The organism is Bacillus bingmayongensis (assembly GCF_000299035.1).
GTDB lineage: Bacteria > Bacillota > Bacilli > Bacillales > Bacillaceae_G > Bacillus_A > Bacillus_A bingmayongensis.
This window is the reverse complement of sequence record NZ_JH921521.1, coordinates 40519-57234: the sequence shown is the minus strand read 5'-3', so window position 1 is coordinate 57234 and position 16716 is coordinate 40519. Positions and strand designations below refer to the sequence as shown.

Below are 16716 nucleotides of genomic sequence, written 5' to 3'. Positions count from 1 at the left end.
CATTTGATCTTAAGAGTCATGAAATAAAAAAAGAAAAGAAAAGACTCTAGAGAATTAAGAGTGGAAATTTCATTTCGTAACGTTTTGGTAGCGTTCACAATTGAGGGGGAAGTAACAATGGAAAAGCTTCAAGAAAGTATGTATCAACTGATTGTTGAAACATCGACGAATTTACCGAAAGATGTTCGTCGTGCAATTCAACGAGCAAAAGAACGAGAAAATGCAGGGACTCGTTCAGCAATGGCACTTGGCACGATTACAAATAATATTAAAATGGCAGATGACAACATCTCGCCGATTTGCCAAGATACAGGGATGCCAACGTTTAAAATCTATACACCGGTTGGTGTGAATCAATTGAAAATGAAAGAGGCCATCTATAGTGCGCTTGAGCGGGCGACAAAGGATGGAAAACTTCGTCCAAACTCTGTTGATTCTCTTTTCGGAGACAATAGTGGTAACAACTTAGGACCAGGTACGCCTGTAATTAAGTTTGAGCAGTGGGAGAAAGATTATATTGATGCTCGTTTAATTTTAAAAGGAGGCGGCTGTGAAAATAAAAATATCCAGTACAGCTTACCTTGTGAATTAGAAGGTCTTGGACGAGCAGGCCGTGATTTAGAAGGGATTCGTAAATGCCTTCTTCATGCAGTATATCAAGCGCAAGGGCAAGGGTGTAGCGCAGGTGTAATCGGTGTTGGTATCGGGGGAGACCGCACGTCAGGTTATGAGTTAGCAAAAAATCAACTATTCCGTACATTAGATGATATGAACCCAATTCCTGAATTACAAAAGCTTGAAGAATACGTATTAGAGAATGCGAACAAGCTTGGTATTGGTACGATGGGATTTGGCGGCGAAACAACTTTACTAGGTTGTAAAATTGGTGTGTACAATCGTCTGCCAGCTAGTTTCTATGTGTCTGTTGCATATAATTGCTGGGCATATCGTCGCCTTGGTGTAACAATTCATCCTGAAACAGGTGAGATTATCGATTGGTTATATCAAGAAGGTGAAAATACACTTCAGCAAGAAGCTAGCCAAGAAAAAAGTGAACAGCGTGAAATTGTACTACAGGCACCAATTACAGAGGAGCAAATTCGTGAACTTCGCGTTGGTGATGTCGTTACTATTAACGGGATGATGTACACAGGTCGTGACGCAATTCATAAGCATTTAATGGATAACGATTGCCCGGTAGACTTAAACGGACAAATCATTTATCACTGCGGTCCAGTTGTTGTGAAAGATGAAAATGACAATTGGAAAATTAAAGCGGCAGGTCCAACAACAAGTATTCGTGAAGAGCCATACCAAGGCGATATTATGAAGAAGTTTGGCATTCGTGCTGTCATCGGTAAAGGCGGCATGGGAGCAAAAACATTGGCGGCACTAGCAGAACATGGTGGTGTATATTTAAATGCAATCGGTGGTGCTGCGCAGTATTATGCAGAATGTATTAAAGAAGTGAAAGATGTCGACTTCTTACAATTTGGTATTCCAGAAGCAATGTGGCACTTACGTATTGATGGATTTAAAGCTGTTGTAACAATGGACTCTCATGGTAATAGCCTACATGCAGATGTAGATAAAACATCACTTGAAAAATTAGCAACTTTTAAAGAACCGGTATTTAAATAAGTAAAAAAATGCATCTCGAATGATTCGAGGTGCATTTTTTGTTGGTATATATGGAAAAACATGCTCAGCATGAAAGGAATATTGAAAACAGAAACTACAGGTACGATGATATATGGAAAGGAGACTATTTATGAAGCATAAATGGTTATATATAGGTCTCATTTTTTCAATTATGATGGCACTTGTTCCAGTTTCAACACTTGCTTATACAAATACACCAAATCACTGGGGGATTCCACGAGCGAAAAATGAGACGCCACCAGATGCTGGAAAAAAATTTACTGATTTAGTCCACAATAATGGTGGTTTTTATCTGGGAGATACAAAGAAAAAGGATATATATTTAACATTCGATAACGGATATGAAAATGGATATACTGCAAAAATCTTAGATGTATTAAAAGAAAAGAAAGTACCGGCAACATTTTTTGTAACAGGTCATTATATAAAAGGGCAAAAGGATTTATTGAAACGAATGGTAAATGAAGGGCATATTGTTGGTAATCACTCACAGACTCATCCTGATTTTACAACAGTGAATGATGAAAAACTTCGTGAAGAATTGCAAAGTGTAACAGATGAAATTAAGAATGTTACTGGGCAAAAGGAAGTAAAATATTTACGGCCACCGCGCGGGATTTTTAGTGAACGCACATTAGCGCTTGCGAAGGATATGGGTTATTATAATGTATTTTGGTCACTTGCTTTTCTTGATTGGAAAGTAGATCAACAACGAGGTTGGCAATATGCTCATAATAATGTTATGAATATGATTCATCCGGGAGCGATTATTTTACTACATGCAGTGTCAAAGGATAACACAGAAGCATTAGCGAAAATCATTGATGATTTACGCGAGAAAGGGTATCATTTTAAAAGCCTAGATGATTTAGTAAAAAGCAATCAACCGTAAGCATGTATGCTTGCGGTTTTCTCATGCTATAATGATGTGTAAAAAGGATGGGGAAACGTATGTGGAGCGAACATGTTACGTTAAAGGATCCGTACCATTTTGAAGAGGTACTCAGGCGTTTGTCTTTTGACCCACTAAATGTTGTTCAATTAGAAGAGAAAATCATTTATGTCCCACTTCTCATAGATGAAGAACAAATTGTTGTCCGCGTACAAGGAATTGGTACGTTTCAAAATCCGCAATTTTGGATTTCAAGTCAAACAGGTGAACAAAAGAGAGTCATGAAACGCATCTATTCCATTTTTCAGTGGAATGAATCTTTTCAAGATATACAAAGCCATTTTTTAAACACATCATTACGGCCACTTTTTGAAACATATGCCTATACACCGCTTATTTTAGAGTTTGATTATTTTGCTTGTCTTCTTCGTTGTATTATTCATCAACAAATACATTTGAAATTTGCGACTACACTTACAGAACAATTTGTAAAACAGTATGGAACAGAAAAGAATGGTGTTTTCTTTTTCCCAACCCCAGAAAGAGTAGCAAATATTTCAATAGAAGAGCTCAGAAATCAGAAATTTAGTCAACGAAAAGCTGAATATATGATAGGACTAGCGAAACATATTGTGGAAGGTAAGCTAGATTTAGCAGCACTAGAGAAACAAACAGAAGAAGAAGTGTCAGCACAATTGTTACCAGTGCGAGGTATTGGTGCATGGACGGTGCAAAACTTTTTATTATTTGGACTCGGGCGGAAAAATATGTTTCCGAAAGCAGATATCGGGATTCAGCGTGCGCTTCAAGGTGTATTTCAATTAGAGAATAAACCAGATGATGCACTTTTAGAAGAGGTAAAACAAGAGTGTGATCCATACTGCAGCTATGCAGCGTTATATTTATGGAAAAGTATAGAGTAGAGGTGTAACAATGACACAAAAGCAACACGAGAGTAAGTTGGAAGTTGGTCAAACGTTTCCTGTGACAATTAAGCGTCTTGGGATTAACGGAGAGGGCGTTGGTTATTTTAAAAGACAAGTTGTTTTTATTCCAGGGGCATTACCAGGAGAAGAAGTCGTTGCGGAAACAACGAAAATTCAGCGTGGCTTTGCTGAAGCAAAAGTGAAAAAAGTTCGTAAAGCTTCACCGCACCGTGTGAAAGCACCGTGCCCAGTATACGATAAATGCGGTGGCTGTCAGCTTCAACATTTGGATTATCAAGAACAATTAAATCAAAAACGTGATATCGTTGTACAAGCATTCCAAAAATATATGAACAACAGTCAGGAAGAGAAAATTCGTCCAACGCTTGGTATGGAAGATCCATGGCATTATCGCAATAAAAGCCAATTACAAGTAGGGCGAAAAGATGAAAAGGTTATTACAGGATTATACGAACAAAACTCACATCGCTTAATTGATATTGCTCATTGTATGATTCAGCATAAGGCAACAAATGAAGCGACAAAAGTTGTAAAACGTATTTTAGAGAAATTAAATATTTCTATTTATAATGAGCGTAAAGGAAAAGGTCTTGTACGTACAATTGTAACGCGCGTAGCAGTGCAAACGGGAGAAGTGCAAGTTACATTAATTACAGCAAAAGACGAATTCCCAAATAAAGAGCAATTTATTACAGAGATACAAAAGCAAATGCCATCAGTAAAATCGATTATGCAAAACGTAAATGGACGTAAAACGTCTGTTATCTTTGGGGACAAAACGTTCCGATTAGCTGGAAAAGAAGTTATTCAAGAAACGCTTGGTGATTTATCATTTGAATTATCAGCACGTGCATTCTTCCAGTTGAATCCAGAACAAACTGTTGTCCTTTACAACGAAGCGAAAAAAGCTGCTGCTTTAACAGGTACAGAAAAAATTGTGGATGCCTACTGTGGTGTTGGTACGATTGGATTGTGGCTTGCAAATGATGCAGCAGAAGTGCGCGGTATGGATGTCATTCCAGAAGCGATTGAAGATGCGAGAAAAAATGCGAAGCGTCAAGGGTTTACAAATACAAAGTACGAAGCTGGAAAAGCAGAACAATGGCTACCAAAATGGGTGAAAGAAGGCTGGCGTCCAGATGTAATCGTAGTTGACCCTCCTCGTACAGGTTGTGACGATAAGTTGCTGGAAACAATTTTAAAAGTAAAACCAAAAACAATTGCATATGTCTCTTGTAATCCTTCATCATTAGCACGTGATGTAAAAGCATTAATGAAGAATTACGAAGTGGAATATGTGCAACCAGTGGATATGTTCCCGCATACGGCGCATGTTGAGAATGTAGTGAAGCTTGTTAGAAAATAAACTACAATGTGAAATGTAAGTAATAAAAAATATGATATTTTTTAGCATAAGGATATGTTCCCTCATACAGCAGTAATCTGTGTGAGGGATTGTGTTTTATTCAGTCAATGAAAGTAAGGAGCATACAATGAACAACTATAAATTGACAATTCAATATGATGGTGCACGCTATAAGGGATGGCAACGTCTTGGGAATAACGATAATACCATTCAAGGAAAAATCGAAAGTGTGTTATCAGAAATGGTTGGACAAGAAATAGAAATTATCGGATGCAGCAGAACAGATGCTGGTGTACATGCTCTTAATCAGGTAGCTAATTTCAAGGTTGAAGAAAAATTATCAGAACAGAAAGTGAAAAAGTATTTAAATCAATACTTACCAAATGATATTAGTATTACTGATGTAGAGTTAGTTCCAGAACGCTTCCATGCCCGCTATAACTCAAAAGCGAAAACGTATTTATATAAAATTTGGAATGAGGAACATACCAATCCATTTATGCGTAAATACAGTATGCACGTTCCGAAAAAGTTAAATATTGAAAGCATGAAAAAGGCAGCTCAATATTTAATCGGTTCACATGATTTCACTGCTTTCTCAAATGCAAAATCTAAGAAGAAATCTATGGTTCGAGAAGTATATATGCTCGATATCGTAGAAAGTGAAGGTTTCATCCAAATTAGAGTGAGCGGAAATGGATTTCTTCACAATATGGTGAGAAAAATCGTTGGAGCGTTAGTAGAAGTTGGCTTAGGTCAGTTAGATGCTGATGCGATCCCGCAAATTTTAGAGGCGAAACAACGAAATCAAATTAATTGTCTTGCGGATGCGAGTGGGTTGTATTTGGAGAAAGTTGATTTTTAGATAATTGGTATAGATATAGATCAAAAAAAGGAAGGGGTATTAACCCTTCCTTTTTTGATTGTCCTTATTGAAATTGCAAAGAAACCAAGGTTATAGGTTTTCTTAGCTATTTAAATTGTATTTTTTTAGTCGATATTGTAGATTTTGCCTACTTACCCCTAAAAATTTTGCAGTTTGTGAGATATTCCCCTTATTTTCTTTAAGAATTTGATTAATGTATTCCTTTTCCATTTCTTTTATTGTATGTTTTAAAGTTTTAGGGGTATCATTGGTATTTTGAGGGGGTTGAACATTCAATTTGTTTTTTGTTAGTTCATAAAAGCGTGTTGGTATATGGAACGTTGTAATGATGTCTTCATTTTCTATTAAGTTCATAGAGCCTTCAATCATGTGCTCTAATTCTCTTACATTACCAGGCCAATCGTAGTCATAAAAAAAGTCTCTTACGTTAGAATCTACCCCTTTTACTTTTAAGCCAAATTGGATATTATACTTTTCAATAAAATGATGAAGAAGAATTGATATATCTTCTTTTCTCTCTCTTAAAGGTGGAAGAAATAAAGTAACAACACTTAATCGATAATATAGGTCTTTCCTTAACCGATTGTGTGTTATGGCTTCAATGGGATCTTCATTAATAGTTGCTATGATTCGGACATCTACTTCTTTTTCTTGTGCGCCTCCGACTCTTCGTATTGTTTTATCTTGTATCGCACGCAATAGTTTAGCTTGAAGAGCTGGACTTAATGAGTTAATTTCATCTAATAATAAAGTTCCTCCATTAGCTTCTTCAAATAAACCTGGTTTATCTATTGCACCTGTAAAAGCGCCTTTGTTCGTTCCAAATAATAGGCTTTCCATTAGGGTTTCTGGTATAGCAGCACAGTTTTGTGAGATAAAAGGCTTTGCTGAACGGTGACTTTCATTATGAATGCTTTGTGCAAATAATTCCTTCCCAGTTCCCGTTTCTCCTACGATAAGTATGGAGGATGATGTACGTGTTACTTTTTTTGCTTCTGTAATGATAGATTGAGTTGCTCTAGAATTACCTATTATATGATTAAAGGTAAACTTCGTATTTTGTTTTCGAGGAAGACTTGTCTTAATCGTTTGCTTTAATTGGGTAATGTCTTTTGAAATCTCAATAGCACCTTTGATTTTTCCATTTTCTATTATGGGGAAGGTATCATTAATTGTTGTAATCTCTTTTCCTTTATTATTAAAATAAGTTTGTTTTATGTTTCTTCTTGTTTTTCCGAGTCTTAGTGCCTCTATGAGTGTACTACTTTGGTTTTCTTCAAATGCAAATACTTCTAAAGGATTTTTATGTAATACATCTTTAGGATCCATCGCTTCAATTTCCATCATTTTCCGATTGTAGATTATTGTTTTGCTTTCCTCATTAATAATGTGAATTCCAATATCAAGCTCGTTCAGCAAAGTTTCATATAGCATATTCATTTCAATTAATTTTTTGTAATTGATTTCTTCTGTAAGCATGTATCATCTTCTCCTTGTTATGCCCTATGAAGACTGATTTTTTATAATTTTATTAAAATTTCTACAAAAGAGCAAAGTTTTTTTGCGCTTTTCCTATTAAAACTTTTGAAGTGATAGAAAAAAATTTGCGTTTATTAAGGTTATTTTGCATGAATCCTTAATTTTATAGGGGAATTCAGGTTGGTATGCATTTTGCATTAATAGTAAGCGAAGTTTCTAAATTTAAAGACTAGGGGTGAGTTGAAAGTTTTATAGGGGGTATAACCTTTCAGCAGCACTTAATAAGAAAGAGGAGGTTTCAAAATGAAGGCAGTTATAGAAAACGTGTACAGTCCTTGTTATGGGAAAGTAGAAAAATTATTTATTACTGAAAGCTCCTATGTATATGAATGGGAGACATTAGCATTAATTGAAACGATAGATAAACAGAAAGTAGAAATTAAAGTGGGAATTAGTGGCTATATTGAATTGCTAGAAGTGGAGGAGGGACAAGCTATCACCAATAAAACACGATTAATAACAGTAAGGGATGACCTGTTAATAACAGGTAGTGATTAATATAAACTGTATGGATTATGAGCCGTTTTCTAGTGCGCTTTTAAATAATTGTTTTCATTTATGCTAATGTCAATTAAGTCATAAGAAGGGTTAAGAATTGATTATCGTGTTAGGGGTTATTTTCTTGGAGAGGGAGATTTCCTTTCAAAAAATCTCCCTCCTGTTGTGAGTCTTTAGTAAAAAATGCAAGCTATTATCTTTTTTATAGTTTAACTTTTTTTAAGATTTTTTTAAAGCGTTTACAATCATGAGAATTTGCAAACAAAAAGGGGGATTTATATGACAAATCAAAAACAGGAATTAAAACGGGAGTTGAAAAGTCGACATTTATTTATGATTGCACTTGGAGGAGTTATTGGTACCGGACTTTTCTTGGGATCCGGTTATACAATCCATGAAGCTGGACCTGGAGGAGCAATTGTAGCTTATCTTGTTGGAGGGTTTGTTATGTATTTAACGATGCTCTGTCTTGGAGAATTGGCAGTCGCTATGCCTGATGCAGGGTCTTATCAAACATATGCTACAAAGCATATTTCACCTGCAGTAGGTTACGTAGTGGGATGGATGTCATGGTTAAACTGGTCTGCTACGATAGGAATTGAACTGATTGCAGTTAGTATTTTAATGAAACGTTGGTTTCCGGATGTATCATCATGGATTTGGTGCGTAGTTTTTGCTGTTTTACTTTTTGCAATTAATGCATTATCCTCAAGAAGTTTTGCAGAGGTTGAGTTTTGGTTTGCAAGTATTAAAGTAATTACGATTATCGCATTTATTATTTTAGGTGGAGCAGCTATGTTTGGTTTCCTAGATATGAAAGGAAATGAATCAGCACCAATGCTTTCTAGCTTTACTGATTACGGGGGATTGTTTCCCAATGGGCTAACAGCTATTTTAATTACAATGATTGCAGTTAACTTTTCCTTTCAAGGCACAGAATTAGTTGGTATCGCGGCTGGAGAAAGCGAAAATCCAGAGAAAACAATTCCAAAAGCTATTAATAATACAGTTTGGCGCATACTAGTTTTCTTTGTACTATCCATTTTTATACTTGCTGGTTTATTCCCTTGGCAACAAGCAGGAGTGATAGAAAGTCCATTCGTAGTTGTATTTGACAAAATTGGTATTCCTTATGCAGCAGATATTATAAATTTCGTTATTATTACGGCAGTACTATCAGTGGCGAATTCTGGATTATATGCAACTTCCCGTATGTTATGGTCTATGTCTAATCAGGGAATGATTAGTCCAATTTTTGGTAAGTTATCGAAAAAGGGTGTTCCAATTTATGCATTGATTGTAAGTACCATTGTAGGGTGTCTCTCTTTATTATCAGGTATTTATGCAGAGGATACAGTTTATCTATGGCTTCTTTCTATTGCGGGATTCGGTGCAATATTGGTCTGGGCATCTATTGCTTTATCTAACCTTTTGGCTAGAAGAACATACTTAAAGCAAGGAGGAGATATTAAGGATTTGAAATTTAAAACCCCATTGTATCCGTTTGTCCCGATTCTTGCTTTGGTATTAAATTTAACGGTAATTGTTGGTATGGCGTTTATTCCAGAACAACGAATGGCACTATATTGTGGTATTCCATTTATGATTGTTTGTTTATTGTTTTACCGTGTTACAAAAAATAAGAAAAGTAAAATAGAACGTATTGAAAAGACGAATACAACAGAAGTGCAAAGTTTATGATGAAAATTTAGGCGTGATTTTTATCTCGTATTAACTGACAGTAACACTCCCACCTCAAAATTCAGTGAAAGCAAAGAAGTTAAGAGGAAGATGAACTGTCAGTAAAAGTCCGATTGGTGTGGGCTAATAATCAGTGGGGGAGGAAGAACCTCTCCTCTCCCACTGATTAAAGCTTTAACTTAGGTGATGGATTATTAGAGACTGCAAAATTGTAAACAGTCTCTTTTTTGTGAAAATAGAGCTGGAAACATACTATGTATGCAAAGGAGGGATTTGTAATGAATCAGGCAATTTCACAGCTACTAGAACAAATCGATTCACGAAAAGAAGAACTATTAGAACTTACAAAGACATTAATACGCTTTGAAACACCAGCACCACCAGCGAGAAATACAAATGAAGCGCAGCAATTTGTAGCAGATTTTTTGAAAAAACGTGATTTTACAATTGATAAATGGGATGTATATCCGAATGATCCGAATGTTGTTGGAGTGAAGAAGGGGACGGCAGGAAATTCTCATAAAAGCCTAATTATTAATGGACATATGGATGTGGCTGAAGTATCAGTAGATGAGGATTGGGAAACTGGAGCATTTGAGCCATTTATAAAAGGTGGATGGTTAGTTGGACGTGGTGCAGCTGATATGAAAGGTGGATTAGCTGGGGCCTTGTTTGCGATTCAGCTTTTACAAGAAGCTGGAATTGAATTGCCTGGAGATTTAATTTTTCAGTCCGTAATTGGAGAAGAAGTGGGAGAAGCAGGAACACTTCAATGTTGTAAACGTGGATATGATGCTGACTTTGCAGTTGTTGTGGATACAAGTGATTTACATATGCAAGGTCAAGGCGGCGTCATTACAGGATGGATTACAGTAAAAAGTCCGCAAACATTTCATGATGCAACGCGCAGACAGATGATTCATGCTGGTGGCCGTTTATTTGGGGCAAGTGCAATTGAAAAAATGATGAAAATTGTGCAAGGTTTGCAAGAGTTAGAGCGACACTGGGCAGTAATGAAAACATATGAAGGGTATCCATCAGGAACAACAACGATTAATCCAGCTGTTATTGAAGGTGGGCGTCATGCAGCATTTGTTGCAGATGAATGTAGGCTCTGGATTACAGTACACTTCTATCCGAATGAAACACATGATCAGGTCGCAAAGGAAATTGAAGAGTATATTGGCAGGGTGGCTGCGGCTGATCCATGGCTTTGTAAAAATCCACCACAGTTTGAATGGGGCGGGGAATCGATGATTGTTGATCGTGGTGAAATATTCCCTTCGCTAGAAGTAGACAGCAACCATCCTGCGGTACAACAACTTGCAGCTGTACATGAATCTACATTACACCGCAGTGCAACTCTAGATATGTCAGCAACAGTAACAGATGGTGGGTGGTTTAGTGATTTCAACATTCCAGCTGTTATTTATGGGCCTGGAACATTAGAAGAGGCACACTCTGTAAACGAGAAAGTTGAGATTAGCCAGCTAGTTGAATTTACGAAAGTTATTGCTACTTTTATATACGAATGGTGTCATACACAAAAATAAGAAAAATTTAAGGTTTTTCTAATAAAAAGGTAAGGTACATCGTGTAAGATAAAAAGTACCTGTCGTGGAATCGTACAAACTTTTATGTTTGTACGATTTTTTTGCGAGAACTATTTCAAACGCTAGTCAAACTAGAATTTTGAAATAGTTCTTTTTGTCTTCAATGAAGCCCTCTAAGTTTCTTTCTTTATTTCAGCTAACTTCTCCTTTGCTAATCCCAATGCAATTGCATCATCCAAATAGCCAATTGGAAATATATAATCTGGAATAATGTCTGTCGATAAAACAAAATACAGTAGAGCACTTCCTATAATAGCACGCTCTTTGAGCGGAGTGGACTCTTTGCAAAATTGATGATACATATCTGTTAATTGCTCAATGAAAGGACCTGTACTATCAATTTGCTCGAGTTTTGTTGAGAAACTCTCATGAATGCGTCTTTGGCCTTCAGCTGTTTGTGCGTATCGTTCATAATTTTCAAGTTCTTGTTTCACACGAGTTGTTGTGTACTCATAATCAAATAAGTTAGAGGATTGTAATGTATGTTGAATTGCGTCAAGTGATGTGTACATATCTGTTTTTTCTTTTTTGGTTTGAGAGGCATCTGGATACATTGCATCATATAACACTTGCGGTGGAACTTGCAGACACTCTGCAAACTTTTGCAGGTGTTTTTGTTTTGCTTGTTGTTTGCCAGTTATAATTCTTGAAATTGTTGAAGGATCGATGTTTGTAAGTACTCCTAATTGGCGCATAGATAAGGCACGTTCTTTTAACAATTTTTTTAATAATGCACCGAGTTTATCGTTTGGATTTTGAGTGGACATAGTTTGGGCACTCCTTTTTGTTTCTAAAGTGTTGAAAAAATGTTGAGCGTTTTATTTAAAGTATATGAAGCTGACAGGCACAGTTGCTCAACATTTGCATAATATGCAATGAAAAGTGAACAGAAGGAGTGACTGTTGATGAGTGCGGCAGGATTATTTTCGATTTTTTTAATAGGAATTGCTTCTAATTTAGATAATGCGGGTGTAGGGATTGCGTATGGAATTCGTAAGATTCGTATCTCTTGGTTTAACAATTTTATCATTGCCTTTTTTGGTTGCCTTTTTACTTTATTAGCTGGATTCTTTGGAAGCTGGATTTCACTATTTATTTCAGATTTTATGGCAAATCTCATTGGAGCAATTGTACTTAGTGTAATTGGGGTATTCATTTTATGCCAGCCATTACTAAGTAAGCAAGATGATACACATAAGAAGAGTGGAAATATGTTTATGGGGATATTACGTAATCCAGAAAGTGCTGATTTTGATAAGTCTAAAACAATTAGCTCTTCGGAAGCACTAGTACTAGGAATTTCATTATCAATTAATAATATAGCCGGAGGATTTGATGCGGGTGTAACAAATTTAAATCTTTGGTGGACTGCAATTGTTTCTGGAGTTTTTAGTTTCATTTGTATTAGTGGTTTTTCATATGTCGGGAAGAAATTTTTAGCGGAATACTTAGGGAAATGGGCAACAATTATTGCTGGCATTTTACTGATTCTTATAGGAATCGATCAATTGATGTAAGTTTAGAAAACAATATTCGAATATTTCCTTGGAAATACAACAAAGTGCTGCATATATCGACGTGTTTTTCTTCATACTAATATTGATTTCTTTTAAAGAAAGGGGAATGGATATGGGACGTGGTAAAGCTTTTGACCATAAGAAAAAAGGGCATGATCATCAGCCGCCTAAAGGAGCCTTCATTCATAAAGATGTGAATGAGCATACGTTAGAAGAGGAAGAATTACCTGTTAATATTGAAACGTATAAAAATAGTTTGAAGAAACATTAAAGCACCTATTACAGGTGCTTTTTAACAGTACTCCAACAGAAGTTCACTTCCTCAAGCACGTGCAGGGCATAGCCCAGGTGGTAGGGAGGGATCATTCACCGGATATCCTCAATTAATTGTTGTGTCTCTTCATACATCCCATATTCACCAAGAACTTGAATACAGCGCCATTTTAATTCCTCAATACTGGGTTCAAGTTCCTCGGGGAGGACGTGATGAATATCTTCAAGCCCCATGCCAAAATGAATGAGTTCTAGTACTTGATCATCAATATTTCGGTCCATTAATAATTCCAATACTTCTAAATTAAATATGTATCGATAAGCCTCATCAAGTGAAACAACTTTTAGTTTTAAGCTTTCTACAATACTGAGTATAAAAAGAAGGATGGTTTTTTCTAGGACGGGCTGTTCCTCCATTTGAAAAATAAGTTTCATTTCTTTTACACCTCCACCATATAGCGTTAGGTTGTACTATATTATTCGAGGAGGTGGAGCAAATATGCATAATAAAAAAATTCCCCTGTTTTATTTGAACAGGAGAACTTTTTTATTTGTTTGAATTGGAAATTCGTATTTTGTGCATTGCAACTGCAATCCATATAGAGAGTAGAGAGATAAGTAATGCAAATGTAGCTTGTTATATGTGAGATAACCAAATAAGATGAGTAGCATTCCAATAACGGTTAGATAAAAGAATGTATACAAATTATATAATTCCTCTCATTATATATGCTTAAAAAATACTCCAGCCTTCTTGAGCAGAGAGAAGTTCAAGAATTTTAAAACCGGCAATACTATTCCCGTTTGCATCTAGAGCTGGTCCGAAAATTCCAATTCCCATTTCTCCTTTTACGCAGCCGAAAATCCCACCAGCGACACCGCTTTTTGCGGGGATGCCAACACGAATCGCAAATTCTCCAGATTCATTGTACATGCCGCAAGTTACCATAAACGTTTTACAAATTTTTGTGATATGTTTTGGGATGATTTGTTTTTTCTTATATGGATCATAGCCATCCATTGCAAAAATTAAACCAATGCGTGCTAAATCAATGCAATTTACTTCAATTGCACATTGACGTGTGTATAAATCCATTAGTTTTTCAATATCACTATCAATGATGCCGTTTTGCTTCATATAGTAACAAAGTGAACGATTTAAGTAAGCAGTTTCTAGTTCAGAGATGGCTACTTTTGAAGAGTAATTAATTGTAGGATTGTCTGTAATATCACGTACAAAGTGGAGAATTCGTTCCATCTTTTCTTCGTTACTATCTCCTGTAAGCATGCTTGTAATAGCTAACGCACCTGCGTTAATCATTGGATTAAGAGGTTTAGAAGGGCTAGTTGTTTCTAGTTTAATAATAGAATTAAATGGGTCGCCAGTGGGCTCCATTCCAACTTTAGAGAATACATATTCTTCACCACGATCTAAAAGTGCAAGAGCAAGTGTAATTACTTTTGAAATGCTTTGAAGGGTGAAGAGTGTTTGTGAGTTACCAGCATGGACATATTCTGTCTCTTTATGGTAGATAGCAATCCCTAAATCGTCTGGATTTGCATTTCCTAGTTCGGGGATATAAGTAGCAAGCTTACCTTTTTTTGTATATGGTTTTACTTCTTCTAGCAACTGTTGTAAGTTGTTTGTTTCGATGCACTGCATGATACCAACGCTCCTGTTCTTTTTTCACTAAGTTTACGATTCCCTATAAACTTGGAAATAAATAATAACATGAAAAAGTGGAATGATAAAATGAAACTTTTATTTAAATAATAAAGCCTTTTTTGAGGTAGGAGAGAGGATCCGACCATACATAAAAGCGATCAGAGCATCTTCCTGCCTCATGCCAAGTGAAAACAAAGAGAGCAAACGAGTGAAGGTCACCTTTTGTTCTTCATAGCCGCGACTTATGTGTTGGAAGATGAAACTGGATGTATATATGTCTCGTTACCTTATTTTTAATTTTAGTTGCTAATAAAAGGAGAATCTTCCTTTTATATAACAGTTTGAAAATAGAAAAGATATCCATAAAAAGTTCAAAAATAAAAACTACACATCTATACAACTATATGTTATTATTGTTATGTAATGGAAAGCGTTTTCTAAAGCATACTTATAATGGTAACGATTTCATAAATTAAATAGGGGGGAATTACAATGTTGCAGTTTTTACAACGTATTGGTAAAGCGTTAATGCTTCCAATCGCAGTGCTACCAGCAGCAGGACTATTGCTTCGTTTAGGACAACCAGACGTGTTTGATATTCCTGTTATGGCACAGGCCGGTGCAGCGATTTTTGATAACTTAGCACTTATTTTTGCAATCGGTATTGCAATCGGTTTATCGGTTGATAGTAGCGGTGCAGCAGGTCTTGCTGGTGCGATTGGTTACCTTGTTATGAAAAATAGTATTGATGCACTTAGTAAGGGCTATTCTACTGTAGAATTACAAGATAAATTAGGGAAAGTTCAAGATTTAATTGGCACAAGTGCTAATTTGGATCCATCTAAACTTGCAGATACAATGACACAAGTATCGAAGGCTGCCGAGTTATCGACAAAAGTTGATATGAAAGTATTAGGCGGTATTATTGTAGGTATTATTGCGGGATTACTATATAATAAATTCCATAAAATTAAACTTCCAGAATGGTTAGGGTTCTTTGCTGGAAAACGTTTCGTTCCAATTATTACATCTGTTGTGATGTTAATATTAGGAATTGTATTTGCGCAAATTTGGCCAACAATTCAAAATGGTATCGATGCATTGGCTCATGGAATTGTTAACTTAGGAGCAACTGGTGCAGGTCTATTTGGATTCTTAAACCGTTTATTAATTCCAATTGGATTACATCACGTAATGAACACATATTTCTGGTTCGTATTTGGAGACTTTACAAATGCAGCAGGAAATGTGGTAAATGGAGATATCGCTCGTTTCCTTGCAGGTGATAAATCAGCGGGTATGTTTATGACTGGTTTCTTCCCAGTTATGATGTTTGGTTTACCAGCAGCATGTTTTGCAATGATTGCAGCTGCTAAACCAGAAAAACGTAAAATGGTTACAGGTATGTTAGGTGGGCTTGCATTAACTTCATTCTTAACTGGTATTACAGAACCAATTGAATTCTCATTCATGTTCTTATCACCAGTATTATATGGTATTCATGCAGTATTAACAGGTATTTCTTTATTTGTTACAACAACACTTGGCATTCATGATGGTTTCACATTTAGTGCCGGTGCAATTGATTACTTTTTAAACTTTGGTATTGCAACAAAACCGATATTACTAGCGGGTATTGGTTTAGTTTACGCAGCAGTGTACTTCTTTGTATTCTATTTCTTAATTAAGAAATTTAATTTAAAAACTCCAGGTCGTGAAGATGATGACGAGTTAGTGGAAGAAGGGGATGCACCAGTTGCAGGTTCTATTGGTGAAACTTATGTGACAGCATTAGGTGGAAAAGACAATTTAACAGTTATTGATAACTGTGCGACTCGTCTACGCCTACAAGTAAAAGATGCTGGCTTAGTAAATGAGCCAGCTTTAAAACGTGCTGGTGCAAAAGGTGTTATGAAATTAAGTAACACAAGTGTACAAGTTATCGTAGGTACAAACGTTGAGTCTGTAGCTGATGATATGAAAAAACACGTATAAATAGTTGTGAAAGAGGATGTTCAAAAAGATCGATAAAATTGATCTTTTAGAGGACATCCTTTTTTTTATAAAAATCTTATTGGGAATCTTACTTTTGAAAATTTTCTTTTTCTTTTTTTGTACATATTGGTTGGTAATATGTTTGCCACATGATAAAGTAA

The 16716-nt window shown here is 35.9% G+C and carries 15 protein-coding genes; 11 read left to right on the top strand and 4 right to left on the bottom strand.

Annotated features, from left to right (window positions below):
• Positions 1-117: 117 nt before the first annotated feature.
• From fumA to truA, 5 genes are all read left to right on the top strand, one after another.
• Positions 118-1641, top strand: a complete 1524-nt coding sequence (gene fumA / locus Y7E_RS0125370; RefSeq protein WP_017154012.1) for a class I fumarate hydratase — start codon at positions 118-120, stop codon at positions 1639-1641.
• A gap of 130 nt (positions 1642-1771) precedes the next feature.
• Positions 1772-2554, top strand: coding sequence for a delta-lactam-biosynthetic de-N-acetylase (gene pdaA, locus Y7E_RS0125365; RefSeq protein WP_017154011.1), 783 nt, complete (start codon positions 1772-1774; stop codon positions 2552-2554).
• A gap of 59 nt (positions 2555-2613) precedes the next feature.
• Positions 2614-3477: a DNA-3-methyladenine glycosylase family protein gene (locus Y7E_RS0125360; protein WP_017154010.1), complete on the top strand. Its 864-nt coding sequence runs from the start codon at positions 2614-2616 to the stop codon at positions 3475-3477.
• Positions 3478-3487: 10 nt separating this feature from the next.
• On the top strand, positions 3488-4867 hold the full coding sequence (gene rlmD / locus Y7E_RS0125355; protein WP_017154009.1) for a 23S rRNA (uracil(1939)-C(5))-methyltransferase RlmD: 1380 nt from the start codon (positions 3488-3490) through the stop codon (positions 4865-4867).
• Positions 4868-4994: 127 nt separating this feature from the next.
• Positions 4995-5732, top strand: a complete 738-nt coding sequence (gene truA, locus Y7E_RS0125350; RefSeq protein ID WP_017154008.1) for a tRNA pseudouridine(38-40) synthase TruA — start codon at positions 4995-4997, stop codon at positions 5730-5732.
• A 102-nt stretch (positions 5733-5834) separates the two neighbouring features.
• Here truA and Y7E_RS0125345 read toward each other — a convergent pair whose 3' ends face one another.
• Positions 5835-7232 carry a sigma-54 interaction domain-containing protein gene (locus Y7E_RS0125345; protein WP_017154007.1) on the bottom strand — a complete coding sequence of 466 codons (1398 nt, stop codon included), beginning with the start codon at positions 7230-7232 and terminating at the stop codon, positions 5835-5837.
• 303 nt (positions 7233-7535) lie between these two features.
• Here Y7E_RS0125345 and Y7E_RS0125340 point away from each other — a divergent pair, with 303 nt between their 5' ends.
• The 3 genes from Y7E_RS0125340 (at position 7536) to Y7E_RS0125330 (ending at position 11044) form a co-directional block, all read left to right on the top strand.
• The gene (locus Y7E_RS0125340; RefSeq protein ID WP_017154006.1) at positions 7536-7790 is read left to right on the top strand and encodes a biotin/lipoyl-containing protein; all 255 of its coding nucleotides are present in this window, start codon (positions 7536-7538) and stop codon (positions 7788-7790) included.
• A gap of 279 nt (positions 7791-8069) precedes the next feature.
• The gene (locus Y7E_RS0125335; protein ID WP_017154005.1) at positions 8070-9491 is read left to right on the top strand and encodes an amino acid permease; all 1422 of its coding nucleotides are present in this window, start codon (positions 8070-8072) and stop codon (positions 9489-9491) included.
• Positions 9492-9769: 278 nt separating this feature from the next.
• Positions 9770-11044: an acetylornithine deacetylase gene (locus Y7E_RS0125330; protein ID WP_017154004.1), complete on the top strand. Its 1275-nt coding sequence runs from the start codon at positions 9770-9772 to the stop codon at positions 11042-11044.
• A 173-nt stretch (positions 11045-11217) separates the two neighbouring features.
• Here Y7E_RS0125330 and Y7E_RS0125325 read toward each other — a convergent pair whose 3' ends face one another.
• On the bottom strand, positions 11218-11871 hold the full coding sequence (locus tag Y7E_RS0125325) for a DUF1232 domain-containing protein (RefSeq protein WP_017154003.1): 654 nt from the start codon (positions 11869-11871) through the stop codon (positions 11218-11220).
• A 138-nt stretch (positions 11872-12009) separates the two neighbouring features.
• Between Y7E_RS0125325 and ytaF the strand changes: the two genes are divergently transcribed.
• Together ytaF and Y7E_RS33780 are read left to right on the top strand one after the other, a co-directional pair.
• Positions 12010-12621 carry a sporulation membrane protein YtaF gene (gene ytaF, locus Y7E_RS0125320; protein WP_017154002.1) on the top strand — a complete coding sequence of 204 codons (612 nt, stop codon included), beginning with the start codon at positions 12010-12012 and terminating at the stop codon, positions 12619-12621.
• A 112-nt stretch (positions 12622-12733) separates the two neighbouring features.
• Positions 12734-12892 (top strand): hypothetical protein, encoded by a 159-nt coding sequence (locus tag Y7E_RS33780; protein ID WP_000532411.1) that lies wholly within the window; start codon positions 12734-12736, stop codon positions 12890-12892.
• 95 nt (positions 12893-12987) lie between these two features.
• On the opposite strand, the gene Y7E_RS0125310 is transcribed toward Y7E_RS33780, so the two are convergent.
• Complete coding sequence (locus tag Y7E_RS0125310; protein WP_017154001.1) at positions 12988-13329, bottom strand: DUF3969 family protein; 342 nt, start codon at positions 13327-13329, stop codon at positions 12988-12990.
• A 298-nt stretch (positions 13330-13627) separates the two neighbouring features.
• On the bottom strand, positions 13628-14557 hold the full coding sequence (glsA, locus tag Y7E_RS0125305) for a glutaminase A (protein WP_017154000.1): 930 nt from the start codon (positions 14555-14557) through the stop codon (positions 13628-13630).
• A 495-nt stretch (positions 14558-15052) separates the two neighbouring features.
• On the opposite strand from glsA, the gene nagE reads away from it, so the two are divergent.
• Positions 15053-16555: an N-acetylglucosamine-specific PTS transporter subunit IIBC gene (gene nagE / locus Y7E_RS0125300; RefSeq protein WP_017153999.1), complete on the top strand. Its 1503-nt coding sequence runs from the start codon at positions 15053-15055 to the stop codon at positions 16553-16555.
• Positions 16556-16716 lie beyond the last annotated feature (161 nt).